The 14,764-nt window shown below is 67.9% G+C and carries 12 protein-coding genes; 8 read left to right on the plus strand and 4 right to left on the minus strand.

Going from position 1 to position 14,764, the window contains the following annotated elements; all coding sequences use genetic code 11:
* The first annotated feature begins 2 nt into the window (after positions 1 to 2).
* Positions 3 to 5,084 carry a class I SAM-dependent DNA methyltransferase gene (locus tag ACGF3H_RS09425; protein ID WP_362488226.1) on the plus strand — a complete coding sequence of 1,694 codons (5,082 nt, stop codon included), beginning with the start codon at positions 3 to 5 and terminating at the stop codon, positions 5,082 to 5,084.
* Positions 5,085 to 5,182: 98 nt separating this feature from the next.
* On the opposite strand, the gene ACGF3H_RS09430 is transcribed toward ACGF3H_RS09425, so the two are convergent.
* Together ACGF3H_RS09430 and ACGF3H_RS09435 are read right to left on the minus strand one after the other, a co-directional pair.
* Positions 5,183 to 5,386, minus strand: a complete 204-nt coding sequence (locus tag ACGF3H_RS09430) for a DUF397 domain-containing protein (RefSeq protein WP_362488224.1) — start codon at positions 5,384 to 5,386, stop codon at positions 5,183 to 5,185.
* Complete coding sequence (locus ACGF3H_RS09435) at positions 5,383 to 6,198, minus strand: helix-turn-helix transcriptional regulator (RefSeq protein ID WP_362488222.1); 816 nt, start codon at positions 6,196 to 6,198, stop codon at positions 5,383 to 5,385. The genes ACGF3H_RS09430 and ACGF3H_RS09435 overlap by 4 nt, the downstream gene beginning before the upstream one ends.
* 439 nt (positions 6,199 to 6,637) lie before the next feature.
* On the opposite strand from ACGF3H_RS09435, the gene ACGF3H_RS09440 reads away from it, so the two are divergent.
* The 7 genes from ACGF3H_RS09440 (at position 6,638) to ACGF3H_RS09470 (ending at position 13,675) form a co-directional block, all read left to right on the plus strand.
* The gene (locus tag ACGF3H_RS09440; protein WP_362488220.1) at positions 6,638 to 7,345 is read left to right on the plus strand and encodes a hypothetical protein; all 708 of its coding nucleotides are present in this window, start codon (positions 6,638 to 6,640) and stop codon (positions 7,343 to 7,345) included.
* Between the two features lie 160 nt (positions 7,346 to 7,505).
* Positions 7,506 to 7,889 (plus strand): ATP-binding protein, encoded by a 384-nt coding sequence (locus tag ACGF3H_RS09445; RefSeq protein WP_393583990.1) that lies wholly within the window; start codon positions 7,506 to 7,508, stop codon positions 7,887 to 7,889.
* A gap of 18 nt (positions 7,890 to 7,907) precedes the next feature.
* Positions 7,908 to 10,034 carry an RNase A-like domain-containing protein gene (locus ACGF3H_RS09450; protein ID WP_362488218.1) on the plus strand — a complete coding sequence of 709 codons (2,127 nt, stop codon included), beginning with the start codon at positions 7,908 to 7,910 and terminating at the stop codon, positions 10,032 to 10,034.
* Positions 10,035 to 10,058: 24 nt separating this feature from the next.
* The gene (locus tag ACGF3H_RS09455) at positions 10,059 to 10,724 is read left to right on the plus strand and encodes a contact-dependent growth inhibition system immunity protein (protein ID WP_362488216.1); all 666 of its coding nucleotides are present in this window, start codon (positions 10,059 to 10,061) and stop codon (positions 10,722 to 10,724) included.
* A 459-nt stretch (positions 10,725 to 11,183) separates the two neighbouring features.
* A complete protein-coding gene (locus ACGF3H_RS09460; RefSeq protein ID WP_362488214.1) occupies positions 11,184 to 11,645 on the plus strand; it encodes an ATP-binding protein in 462 nt (153 codons plus the stop codon).
* Between the two features lie 126 nt (positions 11,646 to 11,771).
* Positions 11,772 to 13,007, plus strand: coding sequence for an AAA family ATPase (locus ACGF3H_RS09465; protein ID WP_362488212.1), 1,236 nt, complete (start codon positions 11,772 to 11,774; stop codon positions 13,005 to 13,007).
* Positions 13,004 to 13,675, plus strand: a complete 672-nt coding sequence (locus ACGF3H_RS09470) for a hypothetical protein (protein ID WP_362488210.1) — start codon at positions 13,004 to 13,006, stop codon at positions 13,673 to 13,675. Before ACGF3H_RS09465 ends, ACGF3H_RS09470 begins: the two co-directional genes overlap by 4 nt.
* 72 nt (positions 13,676 to 13,747) lie before the next feature.
* Here ACGF3H_RS09470 and ACGF3H_RS09475 read toward each other — a convergent pair whose 3' ends face one another.
* Both ACGF3H_RS09475 and ACGF3H_RS09480 read right to left on the minus strand, forming a co-directional pair.
* Positions 13,748 to 14,404 (minus strand): contact-dependent growth inhibition system immunity protein, encoded by a 657-nt coding sequence (locus ACGF3H_RS09475; protein WP_362488208.1) that lies wholly within the window; start codon positions 14,402 to 14,404, stop codon positions 13,748 to 13,750.
* A 13-nt stretch (positions 14,405 to 14,417) separates the two neighbouring features.
* The gene (locus ACGF3H_RS09480) at positions 14,418 to 14,717 is read right to left on the minus strand and encodes an RNase A-like domain-containing protein (protein ID WP_362488206.1); all 300 of its coding nucleotides are present in this window, start codon (positions 14,715 to 14,717) and stop codon (positions 14,418 to 14,420) included.
* Positions 14,718 to 14,764 lie beyond the last annotated feature (47 nt).

Raw genomic sequence — 14,764 nt, forward strand, 5'->3', positions numbered from 1 at the left:
CGATGACGTTCGACTCCCTGGTCAACCGCGGCGACTACTTCTCCGCGCACTACCTCGCCGAGGTTCTCCCCAAGGACCTCAAGTCCGGTCTGCTCGCGGAGTGGAAGCAGCGCGAGGAGGACGCCGCCGGCACCGAGCGCCCGGAGGGCGCCCTGCCGGTCACCCCGCGCGCCGGCCTGCGGGCACTGCGCCGCCCCTACTTCGCGGCCCGCTCGTATTTCACGATGGACGAGGAGCGCGCGGCGACCGGCGAGGACGCCGTGACATACGACGCCCCCGAGTGGCGCGAGCGCGTCCACGCGCTCAACGCGGAGGTGCTGCGCGCCCTCGGCTTCGACGCCAAGCCGGGCACGCTCACCGTCATCCGCGCCGACCAGTCCCACGAGGTGACGGTCGCGCACGCGGAGAAGGACCTCATCACCCTGGACTGCGGCTGGTCCGCCGAGCCGGACGACGCGCTGGACCCGGACGGCGCGGGACGCCTACTGGACGAGCTGCGCCTGGACGGCCAGCACACCGTGGCCACGGGTTCCAAGCTGGCCTCCTTCCTGTTCGCGTGCGAGGACGCCCCGCGCTACGTGCTGCTGCTGGTCGGCGGCGTCGTCGTGCTCGCCGACCGGGCGGCGTGGGGCGAGGGCCGCTACCTGGCGGTGTCGCTGGACCGGGTGCTGGAGCGCAACGACACCAAGGCGGGCGGCGAGATCGACACGGTGGCCGCCCTGTTCGGCGCGGACTCGCTGCGCACGCCGGAGGAGGGCGGCGAGAATCCGCTCGCCTCTCTTCTCGACAAGTCGACGAAGCACGCGGTGGGCGTCTCCAGCGAACTGCGCGACGGCCTGCGGCTGAGCGTCGAGCTGATCGCCAACGAGGTCTTGGACCGGCTCCGCGAGGCGGGCGTCCGCCCAGAGGAGGTCAAGGAACTCCCCGAACTGGGCCGCCAGCTGACCCGAGAGTCGCTGCGCTATCTGTACCGCGTCCTGTTCCTGCTGTACGCGGAGGCCCGCCCGGAGCTGGGCATCCTGCCGTCGGACTACCCCGAGTACCAGCTGGGCTACGGCCTGGGCCGCCTCGGCGAGCTGATCGCCGAGCGGGACCTGGTCGACGAGAAGTCCCGACGGGGCTTCTACCTGTACGAGTCGCTGGACCTGCTCTTCCGCAAGGTCCAGGAGGGCTACCGCCCCCGTCGCACGCACGGCGTGGACGCCGAGTCGGCCGAGGCGGTGACCGCGAAGACGTCGGAGGACATGGGCCTGCGCTTCGAGCCACTGCACTCCAAGCTGTTCGAACCGGACGCGATCCGGCTGATCGGCCGGAACGCCGTCCCGGACCCGCGCGTCGACACCGAGGGTGAGGCTGGTACCGATGGTGGGGAGCGCTTCATCGACACCCGCCTGCGCAACGAGACGCTGTATCGGGTGCTGCGCCTGCTGATGCTCACACGCGGCAAGAAGCGCGAGCGCGGCGGCTTCATCTCCTACGCCCAGCTCGGCATCAACCAGCTCGGCGCCGTGTACGAGGGCCTGATGTCCTACTCCGGTTTCGTCGCGGGCGAGGAACTGTACGAGGTCGCGAAGAACGGCGACCCGAAGGACGGCTCCTGGCTGGTCCCGGCGACGAAGGCCGACGAGTACCCGGACGAGGTGTTCGTCCGGCACAAGGACGAGGACACCGGCGTGGAGGAGCGCGTGCGGTACGCGCCGGGCGCGTTCGTGTACCGCCTGTCGGGCCGCGACCGCCAGACCTCGGCCTCGTACTACACGCCTGAGTCCCTGACCCGAGTGACGGTCCAGCTCGCGTTGCAGCACCGCCTGGACCAGGACGACACGGTCACCGAGGCCCGCGAACTCCTGGACTGGAAGATCTGCGAGCCGGCGCTCGGCTCGGGCGCGTTCCTCAACGAGGCGATCAACCAGGTCGCGGCGGAGTACCTGCGGCGCCGCCAGGACGAGCTGGGAATCGCCATCGACACGGAGAAGTACGCGGTCGAACTCCAGAAGGCCAAGGCGTACATCGCCCTGCACAACTCCTACGGCGTCGACCTCAACAACACGGCGGTGGAGCTGGCGGAGGTGTCGCTGTGGCTGAACGCGATGCATCCGGGGATGGAGGCGCCGTGGTTCGGGTTGCACCTCCGGCGCGGCAACTCGCTGATCGGTGGGCGCAGGGAGGTGTACGGGGCTGAGCGGCTGAAGAAGGGCGGTTGGCTGGGCACGACACCGGAACGCTTCCCCCTGTCGGAGGCGCTGGCGGGTGCGGCGCTGCCCGAGGGCGCGGTGCACCACTTCCTCCTTCCGGCGAAGGAGTGGGGCGCGGTCGCGGCCGAGAAGGAGGCCAAGGCGCTTGCCCCGGCCGAGGCGAAGGCGCTGGCCGCTTGGCGCAAGGCGATCACCAAGTCGCCGAGTGCCACGCAGACCAAGCGGTTGCAGGGGCTTGCGCGGCGGGCGGAGTACCTGTGGGGGCTGGTCGTCCGCCGGCTGGAGATCTCCGAGCGGGAGATCTCGCGGCGGATCGACGTGTGGGGCGCGGAGGACGGCTGGCTGCGCTCGCCCGAGGTCGCGGTCCCGAGGGAGAAGGTCAAGGCCGACCTGGAGGCGGTCGACACCCCGTACTGGCGTCTGAAGACCGTGATGGATGCGTGGTGCGCGCTGTGGTTCTGGCCGGTGCAGAGCGCCGCGCTGCTGGACGGTTCGCACGAGTCGTACGTGCGGGCGGCGGAGGTCGCCTCGCAGTCGGCGGGGTGGACGGTGTCAGTGGCTTCGGTCCCGGCCCAGTCGGGTGCGACTGCGCGAGAGACGTATGAGTCGGAGGACCTGTTCGGCGACGTGCAGGTGGTGGAGGTCAAGTCGAAGGGTGCGCGGGGCGGCAGCCGCAAGGAGCAGATTCGTGGCGAGCGCCGCCCGGTGATCGCGCTGGCGTCGCTGGACGACTGGCTGGACTTCGCCGAGTCGCTGCTGGGCACGCAGGACGTGGCCGCGGACTCGCTGGTGGCCCAGTTCGAGACGCTGGACGCCCTGGAGCGGTACGAGGACGAGCTGCCCGAGTGGATGGGCATGGAGCGGTTCACCTCGCTGGAGTCACGGTATCCGTGGGCGGGGGTTGCGAAGGATATTGCCGAGCGGGAGGGGTTCTTCCACTGGGAGCTTGAGTTCGGGCAGGTCTTCGCGCGGGGCGGGTACGACTTGCAGGTGGGCAACCCGCCTTGGGTACAGCCACATTGGCATGAGGACCAGGTTCTTGCCGAGCTGGAGCCGTGGTTCATGCTGGTGGAGAAGCCTAGTGCGGAGGAGTGGCGCCTACGCAAGCAGGAAGTACTGGGTGCCACGAGCGATAACAAAGCCTACTTCCTTGGAGAGTTGACCATAAACGCAGGGATTGCGGCCGTGCTGGGCAGCTCGGCCACTTATCCGCTGCTGGTGGGAACGAAGAGTGATCTCTACCGGGCCTTCATGGCCCAGGTGTGGCAGCACATCGTGCAGGATGGCAGCGCCGGGCTCATCCACCCCGACACACACTTCGGCGGCATGCGCGAGGGCTTTGTCCGAGCTGCCGCATATCGTCATCTCCGAATTCATGCACATTTCGTCAACTCTTCGAGGTGGGCGTTTGACGACCTTAGCTGGTCCCAGGAATTCGGGATGCATATTTACGCCAGGGCACAGGATCCTGACTTTCTACACGTCAGCGAGCTGCGCGGGGCCGACGTACTTCCAGAGTCACTGATTCACGACGGCCACGGCCCAACACCCGGAATTAAATACAACAACTCATGGGATGTCCGGCCGCACCGGGAACGCGTGGTACACGTGAACGCGGCCTTGCTGGCCAGTTGGCAGGCCCTGAAGGGATCAACCGGTGAAGTAGCAGAAACTCCCCTATTGTATCCGGTCCTCGCCAGCGAGCAGGGCGCGGTCGAGGCTCTGGCTTCCCATCGTGACATCGTGGCCGATTTCAACCCCATGATCACTACAGGGTACGACGAAGGTGCCGCCAAGAAGGACGGACTGATCCGTTGGGGGAACCAGACGGTACCCGAGATCGCGGAAGTCATCCTTCAAGGGCCGCACTTCTCATGCGCGTCTCCCTTCTCGAAGGAGCCGATGATCCCGTGCCGGAACACGAGGTACTGGGAATCCCTCACGCCGACGGAACTGCCCGAGGCTTTCATCCCTGTGACCAATTATGTACGGGCCGCTAACGAGGAGACTTACCTGGCCGCCCAGGACTCTTGGAACGGAAGGCCGTCCACGTCGTACTTCCGGCTGGCGTGGCGGAAGATGATCCCCTTCAACACGAGCCGCAGCCTCCAGGCTGCTCTCCTCCCGCCTGGCCCCGCGCACATCGACAGCGTCTACTCCATGAGCCTGCCGGACAACCGCCTCACCGCCCTCAACGCGGGCTTCTGGGCATCGCTGCCTCTTGACTACCTAATGCGTATCACTGGGCGCGCGAATTTTCATTCCGCCGAGGCCCGCAAGATGCCGGCCCCCGACCCCAAGCACCCCCTCGCTCCCGCTCTACTTCTCCGCGCACTCCGCCTGAACGCCCTCACCGCACACTACGGACCCCTCTGGGCGGAGCTGTTCGACCCCCACTGGGCGGGCTACGAAGACTGGGCCAACCCGGACTGGCCGGGACTGGAGCCCCTAGCCGCCGGCCTCAAGCCGACCTGGGAGTACGCCACCCCTCTCCGCACCGAGCACGGGCGGCGAGCCGCGATCGTCGAAGTCGACGCACTTGTAGCCGTTTGGCTTGGCATCACCGCCGATCAGCTCGTAGCAATCTTCAAGACTCGCTTCCCGCAGTTGTCAAACTACGAATCGGCGACCTACCTCGACGCAAACGGGCGCAAGATTGCTGCCGATCCCAACACCTTCGGCCACGGCCAGACCAAGCAGGACTACCTCGACCTCCTCGCCCACCTGGAGAGCCCAGAGACCACCCCGCCGCCCACCGGCTACACCGCCCCCTTCTACAAAGCCGACCGCGAGGCCGAAATGCGCGCCGCCCACGCGCACTTCCAAGCTCGCTTGGACGAGGAGATCACTGCTGGCCGCTGGACTCCGCCTGGGAGCAGCGACGCCTGAGCACCGCTCCACAAAGCGAAGGTGGGCGCTTCCTGAAGAGAAGCGCCCACCTCGTCAGCCGCCCTACCCTGTGCTCGACCAGGAGGAGGGCGGCTGGCTCACATCGCCCCAAGCAACTCCGCCCACGCCGCCGAGCCGACCCTCAGCACAAGCCCACCCTGCGCCACGCACTTCGAGTCACGCACATGCACGCCGACAGCCGTAACGGCGACCTCGACGCACTCCCCGCCCGACCCCGTGCTGTAACTGCTGGTGCGCCAGGGCAGATTGGTCTCACCGCGCGTCGTTTCTTCCGCGTTCATAGCTCTCCCAGCATCTCTTCGAGGATCCCCAAGGACTCGCGTGGGGTCAGGGCCTGAGCACGCAGGATGCCGTACTGCTCCTCGTACTCGCGCACCGACCTCCGCTCGCTGAAGAGTCGGCTGTCGTTGCGTGCCTCAACGTACGCGAGCCGCTGGCCCTTCTGCGTCTCGTAGAGGGTGAACGGTCCATCCAGGGCCGCGTGTTCCACGCATCCGATCGGCATGACCTGAACGACCACGTTCCTCTGTTGCGCGCGAAGCAGCACTTCCTCCAACTGGCCTCGCATGACCTCCCGCCCACCCAAGGGCCTACGCAGCACATGCTCCTCGATGACGAAGCTGATCGTGGGGGATGGCTGGCGTTCGAAGATCACCTGACGAGCGAGACGCGAGCCCACACGCTGGTTGACGGTCTCAGGGTCCAGCAGAGGCAGCCACATCTCACAGACGGCCCGCGCGTACCCCTCCGTCTGCAACAGGCCGGGCACGGCCTTGCTGGCATACACATGCAGCTCAACCGCCTCCCCCTCCAGCTTCGCCGCGTCCCGGAAGAACGCCGGGTACCGCGCCCGCCCCACCTCCTCCTTCATCACCGTCAGCAGACCGCCGGCCTCCAGCACAGCATCCGCCCGCTCGATGAACTCCGGTCTCGGGATGCGCCGCCCCAGCTCCACCGACGTGACCATGTCCTCGCCGTATCCGAGCTTCGCGCCCAGCTCCGCCCGCGTCAGCCCCCGGCTCGTCCGCAGTAGCCGTACCTGCTGCCCGAAACACCGGAGGATGCCCGCCTCGCCCTCACCGTGAACCGTCACCGGTGACCTCACCTCACCCACGCGCACAGTGGCGCCCGCCCCTCGATCCGCCGTGGGCACCGCGCCAGACCGTCACTCACAGCACACTGTATGGACACGCACCGTCGCCATGGCACCACTTCGCCCAGTTCACCCCGTACCGCGTACGAGCCTCCGCGTACAGCACCCTCCTGTACACCCGCGGTCGCGTGACGACGCGCTAGACGGACCCTCCGCACATGACCGATTCGGATGACGGATGAACTGGCCTGGCACGATCCGTGGGGTGCTGGATCTGTGCGGGGATGGCCAACTGGGGCGAGATGCAGGGAGTTCGACTCTCAGCAGAGCCCCAAAAGTTAATATCGCCTGAGCCTCAGCGGGGGAGGGCATTGTGGCAGGCACATCCAATGATCATTCCACTGCCAAGCTGTGGGCACTGATCGGTGGAATCGCATCCGTGCTGTCGATCCTGACCTGGCTGGGCGTGAGCAACGCGGCGGAGTTGAAGGACCTGTTGGCCGACTCGCCCTCGTCCAGTTCCAGCCCGGCCCCGAACACGCCGCCGTCGACCGTCCACCGCCCCGATGCCCCTGCCACCGATAAGGGGAGCGATGACGAGTCCGCCCCCGAGCCGCCGACGCCCACTCCGGATCCCACCGAAGAGGCGTTCAAGGCCATCTCGGCCGGCGACTGCCTGGCGGTCTACGACACGGGCCGCATGGGCACCACCAGCGTTGACTGGAGCCTCGATGTTCCGCCGGACCCCGTGTCTTGCGCCTACGAGCAGGCTCAGGTCCGGGTGACCGCCACCGACACGGTCTGCCCCACCGGCTACGGGAAGTCGTACTGGAGCTACCAGTCCGCCGCCACCGGCGACACCACGAAGCTCTGCCTCGCCCGGATCTTCCACGCCACCTACTGCATGCTCGGCCAGCAGTCCGGCGACGCGATCTCCCTCGGCCTGATGACGGCCGTGGCCTGCCGACGCGAGCCGGTGCCCGCCCCGTACAACCAGATCATGCACATCACAGGCGTCTACCGCGCCCCGGCGGGCGCCAACGCGAACAACTGCCTCCGGGTGGCAGGCGACCAGACGCGCTACTGGGCCGCCCTGGTGGACGACGGCGCCACGCTGCTGTGCACCACGATCTACCAGGGTGGCTGACCGACGACTCAGTGCCACGTACCGGCGTCCTCCCCCGCCGAACAGCCCTCCGTCGTACAAGCCACAGCGCTGATGAAGGGCCGGGCATCGCCACGACGCTGAGCCCATGCACATGTCCCTCCGCCCTCCGCCGCACCCCGCGGACTCGACCGAGTTCGCCATGGCCTTCACCTCCACCCCGCGCGGTGCGCGCCTCACCCGACGGCTGTGCGGGCACCGGCTCGACGCCTGGGGCGTCCCATACGGCAGCGACGTGCACGACACCGTCACGCTCATCGCGTCGGAATTGTGCAGCAACGCCGTACGGCACGGGCACGTGACCGGCCGGGACTTCGAGGTCCGGCTCACCGCCGCCTCGGCCACCGGCACCGTGCGGATCGAGGTCACCGACACGCGGGGCGAACGCCTCCCCCGCCTCCCCGCGGCGGCAACACGCTGCGCCGTTCCTGATTGCAACTCTCGCGCTCATCATTGCTCCAAATGCTCTTGTTTTCCGGCAAGTTGGCCACCTAGTTTGACTTTGCTTCCACGAAACAAGTGGTAGCAAAGGGGAGGCGGGGGCATGGTCTTGGTCATGACGGCTGCGGCCGTCTGGGGTGTGCTGCAGTTATTCGCTCTGTCGTGGCCGACCCGCTCGGTCCGCCTGTCGACGGTGCTACTGGCGGTCGCGGCGGGCGTATACGGGTCCGGTGTTGCCACAGCCCTGCTGCAGTTGACCTACACGCGTCTCTACGCGGACTACTCCGGTCTGTCGCTGGTAAAGGTGGTCAACAACACCAGTTACACGGTGGCGCCCTGGGTCGAGGAACTGCTCAAGGTCTCCCCTCTGCTGCTGGCCGGCCTGAGCCTCAAGATCCGACGTCAGTGGGGGCTGACCGACTTCGTGGTGCTGGGCGCCGCGTCGGGCGGGGGCTTCGGGTTACTGGAAGCGGTACTGCGATACGGCCTCGACGCGGACCGGGCGATCACCCGGGACGGCGGCTGGATCATCCCGGACAGCCTCTTTCCGCCCTATGTGCCCGGGCCGGGGCAAGTGTTCACCTCATGGCTCCCGGCCCCTTTCGGACAGACGGCCTCGAGCACCCCCTTGAGTACTGAGACGTTCACACATCTGGTGTGGACGGCCGTCGCGGGTCTGGGAGTAGGCCTGCTGTGGCGGACACGGGGTTGGAGACGCCTGTTCGCGATTCCGCCTCTCGTGGTGCCTTCCGTGCATCACATGCTCAACAACTACGTCGTCCAGGAGCGAGACGAGCAGGCCCGACAGTGGCTGGACACACTGGACGCGAACGCGTGGGCAATGCCTCTGGTGTGTCTCGGTGTGGCCATGGTCGTCGACGTACACCGGTTGCACCGTGGCAAGCAGACGGTGCCGGGCGTACTGCTGGCCTCTGAGCGACTCGACGGCGACACCCTGGGCGCCCTGCTGCGCTACGCCGCCTGGTGCTTCCCATGGAGTCTGCTCATCACCCTGCGCTACGTGCGGCTGCGGCGCTCCCTGCTGTACGCCGCCTCTGTGGCGCCGTCCGACGACACGGAACGACTGCGCGAGGCGGTCTCCGGGATCACCGCGCGGATGGACTCCTCGGATCAGCGGCAAGCATGGCAGCGCGGCACGATACGTGCCCGCCTGAAGGCCGCCCGCGCAGGTCACGCGCGTCGTTGGTGGCTGCTGCTGATTCCTCTTGCTCTCAGCCTGCCCGCGTTGTTGTTTCTCGGTGCCGGCTCCTTCGCCTCCACAGCTGGATTGCAGGCCTTCTTCAGCACCCGGTCGGGAGCCAGGATCCTCATGGGCTTCGGGGCAGCCTCTCTCCTATGGATCGCCTGGCAGTTGTTCGTTCTGTTTCGCACCTGGCAGACCGTCTCGGCTCATCTCCTCGGGGAACCGCTGGCCGTTCACCGTTTTCGCACGGGCTGCGCTCTGGGGGCAGCTACGACTGGTGCGTTCCTGTTCTACCGCGCACTCGGTGATACCGGTCCTGACGGCAGGATCCTCTCGACCTTCCATCTGCTCGACGCGCTCGGTTCCTTCCTCGCCTACCTCGGTTTCGCCCTTCTCCTGCTCTCACTCCTCGCTCTGTTCCCGCCCGGGGGACTCGCGTTCGCCGGGGCAGGCACGGTTGGCTCAGCCGCTGCCGGAACGGGCGTCAACGCTGCTCTCCTCGGTACGGCCGGCATCGTCCTCATGGCTGTGGGAGCCAACGGCGGTGCCGGTGGCACGACAGCGGCGCCCCCGGCTGAATCGACTCAGCACGCCTGGCCACGAAGCAAGCGGAAAGGCCCGGTGAAACCCAAGCATCGTGCCGACATCAAAGGAGATGAGGGAAAGAACGGAGCTCACACCATTGAGCGGCACGTCGAGAAGACGACCCGGGACATGCGCAACCGTCTCCGCGCCGACCCGAAGCTCGACGCGGATTCGCGCTTTCTCAGCGAAGCCGACGCTCAGCGCTTCGCGGACGAAACCCTGCTGCGCAATCAGAAGAAGATCGAGAGCTGGCTGCACGGCAGGAAGGCCAAGCTCGAGCTGGAGAGGTCCTTCCGGGAGACCACAGGTCTTCGACTCACCCGTTCCGACTTCAAGCATGGCAGCCCACCACAGGAGGTGCGCTCGGTCCGTGTCATTCTGAAGCGGGACCCCCAAGCCCCCGCGGGTTTCCGGATCCTGACCTCGTACCCCACCCCTTGAGACGTGACTACACGGAGCAGCCTCATGACACCGTCCCCCGGCCCCGGATTCCGGTTCTACGAGGTGCAGGAACTCCTGGAGGCCTACGCGGCGCACGACTACACCTTCACCGACACTCCCGAGACCCCTGGGCCCGCCCTGTCCGCGTATCTCAGGATCGTCTCCACAGACCCGCAGCGGGCGTCCAACGCAGTACATCAGCTTGATGACATCCTCCGGACCGGCCTGTTCTCCCCCGAGATCGCGGACGACATCGAACTGCTCCCGAAGATCGAGCCGCCGTCCGGGCGGGGCGTCGAAGAATGCCTGCGCATCATCCGCGAGCATCTGGTCCGCCACCTCGGAAGTCCCGCACAGCAGAACCGGTCCTTGCCGCGGAACAAGTGGGAGTACAGAGAACGTTTCCCCGAACTGAACCAGTTCCTCGGAGCCCACTTCCATCAGGACTTCTCCGATGAGTACACCTCCTACGCCGAGGCTGTCGACGACTACTTGTCGGGGGCATCGGACGCTGACCTGGACCAGCTCGTACGGGACATCACGGGGCTTCTCGCCATGGCCGCCACGGACAAGGACCTGAAGCAGGCTGTCTCCGTGCTGGGGATGGACGTATCACCCCCCTCAGGGATCAGCGTCCGCCAATGGCTCGAGGAGGTGGCTGGGACCGTCGTCGAGCGCCTCCGCCACTAGGCATCGGCGTTCCCTTGGTTCTCCGCTCCGCCAGCGGACGCTGACGTTGCTCCAGCCTCGGCAACGACGTTCTTGGCGGCACCTGAAAGTGGCCCGCGCGGGAGACCGTGCTTCCCGGGATCCCGGGGTCGTCCCTGGCGGGTGCTGTGGGTTGCGGGCCTGGGGGTCGCGTCGGTCAGACCCGGTCCAGGGGTCGGTGCGGGCCGCGGATCCCTCTCCTCAATGCCGATGGACCAGCCACGACCCCAACCGTCGGGCTCCGGTGCGCGGCGGTCACGGTCGAACGCGAGTGCGGCCGCCGCCGTGCCGGGGCCGGGTGCGGTGCTGGTGGAGGTACGCGGCCGGGACCGTTCAGGTCGTGCGCCGCGCCATGTACCGGCGTCCGACCCGCCGTACAGCGTCCCGTCGTACAAGCCGTGGCGCTGGTGGCGGGCCGGACACCGCCACGACGCTGAGCCCATGCACATGCCCCTCCGCCCTCCGCCGCGCCCCGCGGACTCGACCGAGTTCGCCATGGCCTTCACCTCCACACCCCGCGGCGCCCGCCTCGCGCGGCTCTTCGTCGCGCACTGCCTGAACGCCTGGGGCCACCCGTACGCCAGCCACGTCAACGAGACGCTGTCCCTGATCACCTCCGAGCTGTGCGCCAACGCCGTACGGCACGGGCGCGTCCCGGGCCGGGACTTCCACGTCCGGCTCGCCGCCGAGGCGGACGGCGGGCGGCTGCGCGTGGAGGTCTCCGACACCCGTGCGGAACGCCGGCCCGTCACCGCCGGCCCCGCGGAGCCCGACGCCGAGTCCGGCCGCGGACTCCTCCTCGTCACCGCCCTGGCCGAAGACTGGGGCGTCACCGACCGCCGGGGCGGCCCCGGAAAGACCGTGTGGGCGATTCTGAGCACCTGCCGGCCCTCGGCGGAATGACCACGCCGAACACGCAAACCCATGTCAGCCGACCCGGATACGCTGAGCCACGATGTTCCGCTCGTGGTCGGATACGTACCGACCGCGAGCGGAAGCCGCCCTTCGCAGCCACCCGATAGGTTCCCCATGCCCGGCCGTCTCCTCGAACTGCACGTCGAGAACTTCCGCAGCTTGCGCGACGTGACCGTGCCGCTCGGCCCGCTCACGGTGTTGGTGGGCCCGAACGGCGCGGGCAAGTCCAACGTGCTTAAGGTGTTCGACTTCCTCGCCGACATCATCCGCACCGACCTCCAGCCGGCGCTCGACACGCGCGGCGGATTCGACGAGGTGGCCTTCTGGGGCGGGTCCAAGCCGCCGACTTCCATGCGCATTCAGCTGAAGGCGACTTGGACCAGCAACTCGACGCGCAATGCTCCGGATGAGTACAACCTGACCATTCGACGGCGCTCCCTGCCGACCAACCGGGATGGCAAGCGGCTGACCTACACCCTCTCCCGAGAGGAGAGCTTCGCGTTCAAGCGCAGGCAGGGACGCGGTCGGCGCATCACCATCTCGGGTGAGGAAGCACGCGTGGTCGATGTGCGGGCCGGTCAGACAAAGGACAGCGGCAGCTTCGGCATCCGCAGGCTCAGCAGCGGACTGTCGACCCTCCCCCGGCTCGGACCTGCGGACGGCGGGGACGAGGTGACGCGAGTCGCCGACCGGCTGTCGTCGTTCCGGGTCTTCGACGTCGACGTGGCGGCGGCCCGGCAGCCCACCCGTCTGCGCGGTGCGGACTTCGCCGCCCTCTCCCCGCATGCGGAGAACCTGGCCGGATTCCTGATCCATCTCAGCGGCCGCGAGGAGATCTGGGACGATCTGGTGGCCGACGCCCGTACGGTCCTGCCCCAGCTGGAGAACATCGAGTTCGAGGAGGTCGGCGGAGCCACCGACCAGCTGACCGTCGTCCTGCGCGAGCGGGGCCTGCGCCGCCTGACGCCGCTCGCCGACGCCTCCTACGGGACGGTCCGGCTGCTGGGGCTGCTCGCCCTGCTCTACGACCCCAATCCTCCAGCGTTCACCTGCATCGAGGAGATCGACCACGGGCTGCACCCCCAGGCCCTGGAACTCGTCGTGCAGCGGCTGCGTGAGGCCGCCGAGCGTACGCAGTTCATCGTCGCCACCCACTCCCCCGCCCTCGTGAACCGGCTGTATCCGGAAGAGTTCGTGGTCTGCGACCGCGACGATGACGGCGCGTCGATCATCCCTGCCCTCACCGTCGACGAGGTCCAGGACATCGTCGAGGAGTCCGGCGAACAGCCGCTCGGGGAGCTCTGGTTCTCCGGAGTGCTGGGCGGCGACCTCACCGGAGGCGAACTGTGACCCCGAAGGGGCGGCCGGGAGGCGGACGTACGTCCCGGGCGCAGGAGCGGGGGGTCGTCGTGCTGGCCGGCGAGGACCAGAACGACTGCGAGATCCTTGCGGCGCTCATACGCGCCCACCGGCCCCACGTGGACGCGGCGGCCAAGCTGGTCCGGATCAACGACCCGGTGCGGTTACGCAAGAAGACCGGCCCGGACCTCGCCGCCGCCGTGAAGACCCTCGTCGGCAAGGCACGGGCCAAAGCACGCCAGCAGCGCGCCGAACTGCTCGGATTCGTCGTCCACGAGGATCTGGACGGCTACACCGACGCCCAGTACGACCGGGTCCGCAAGACACTCACTGATGAGTTCACTCGCCAGTGCCAGGAGCTCCCTACCGCACTCGCACTCGCCGCCTGGGAGAGCGAGGGCTGGCTGTTGCTCTTTCCAGACGCCTTCCCGTACGTGCGTCCGCGCTGGAAGGTGCCCGACCGGCTGCTCGACAAGGACACCGGCCGCCTCAAGGACGCCAAGGAGGAACTGAAGCGAGGGCTCGGGCTGCCGGTGTTCCGGGAGAGCGACGGCCCCGAGGTCGCCCGCGAGGCGCTGAAGCACCGGCTGATCCCCTCTCCGCGCGGCAAGAACCGCTCGTACTCGGACTTCGTCGGGGAGCTCAACAGCTGGACTTGATCACGGGTGACGGGAAGGCCGGGTGCAGGTCACCGGAGCAGCCCTGCGTGCGCGGGGGGCCTCAAGGGCGAATCACACGCCGGACAGCGTCATCGCCACCGACTGGAACCATGCCCCGTAGGAGAACGGCTCCGGCGGACCAACCTCCATGCCGAGTTCGGCGGCTGCCAAGGCGTAGTCCCCCTCGTCCAGGGGGAGGGACAGCAGCTCGTGGAGTTCGCCCACGAGCCGCGCGGCCAGGTGGGGATTGGTGGTGGCGGCGTAATCGGCGACAGCGGCATCGTGATCGGAGAACTCGTCGACGACGTCCTGCGAGAACCATCCGCCGAGCAACTGCGCGGTTTCCGGAAAGCGGGCGTGCCACTCCCAGTGCGTCTGCGGGGACGAAGGCTCCGGGACGTCTCCTTCCTCGATGCTCTTCTTCAGGTGGTCGGCCAGTACTGTCATCCAGTCGCCGATCTCCGACTCGCTCATCCCGGTGTCCGGGATCGCGTAGAACTCGCCCAGCTTGTACCGGATACGGCCCGGAGGGTTGCGGCTGTACTCGCGCAGCTGGCGCTCCGCCTCCGCGACGGCCCAGGGGCGGGTGTGCCAGGTGTGACGGAGGTACGCGTCGAGTGCACGGCTGCGCCGTTCCGGAGTGTCGTCGGCCGGCTGTCCCAGGTAGGCGCGCATCACCTGGTCCAGCTCGCCGTACCGGCGGTCGTGTTCGAGGGGCTTCATGGACATGTGCGTGCGGCCCCTACAGGTAGAACGGGACGGTCGTGTGGACGACGAAGCCGTGCGGACTCGACGGCTCGCGGCGCAGCACCACGCGTGCCGCGCGGACGTCGACGGGCCCCTGCCCGGCCAGCAGATCGCCCACCAGCTGGACCCGGCCGACAGGCTCCTCGCGGGAGGGCCAGGCCGCCTCGATGGTGAGCCGGGCCCGGGTACCCTGGGCGAGCCAGCGGTGGATGACCTGCTCGTTGGCGGTCACCACCTGCTGGGTGGCCCACTGGGCGGTCTCCCGGTCGGGGTAGGAGGCGGAACGGGTCAGCACGGGGGCATCCTCTCAAAATGACCTGGGCAAAAACGACGGGCATCCGG

The organism is Streptomyces sp. NPDC048185, assembly GCF_043202495.1.
Taxonomy (GTDB): Bacteria; Actinomycetota; Actinomycetes; order Streptomycetales; family Streptomycetaceae; genus Streptomyces.

Bases quoted from the DNA above. Each gene is read 5' to 3' on its own strand.
- ACGF3H_RS09425 (WP_362488226.1), top strand. From the start codon at position 3: ATGACGTTCGACTCCCTGGTCAACCGCGGCGACTACTTCTCCGCGCAC.
- ACGF3H_RS09430 (WP_362488224.1), bottom strand. From the start codon at position 5,386: ATGAACGCGGAAGAAACGACGCGCGGTGAGACCAATCTGCCCTGGCGC.
- ACGF3H_RS09445 (WP_393583990.1), top strand. From the start codon at position 7,506: ATGGCCTTCACCTCCACCCCGCGCGGTGCGCGCCTCACCCGACGGCTG.
- ACGF3H_RS09450 (WP_362488218.1), top strand. From the start codon at position 7,908: ATGGTCTTGGTCATGACGGCTGCGGCCGTCTGGGGTGTGCTGCAGTTA.
- ACGF3H_RS09455 (WP_362488216.1), top strand. From the start codon at position 10,059: ATGACACCGTCCCCCGGCCCCGGATTCCGGTTCTACGAGGTGCAGGAA.
- ACGF3H_RS09460 (WP_362488214.1), top strand. From the start codon at position 11,184: ATGCACATGCCCCTCCGCCCTCCGCCGCGCCCCGCGGACTCGACCGAG.
- ACGF3H_RS09465 (WP_362488212.1), top strand. From the start codon at position 11,772: ATGCCCGGCCGTCTCCTCGAACTGCACGTCGAGAACTTCCGCAGCTTG.
- ACGF3H_RS09475 (WP_362488208.1), bottom strand. From the start codon at position 14,404: ATGTCCATGAAGCCCCTCGAACACGACCGCCGGTACGGCGAGCTGGAC.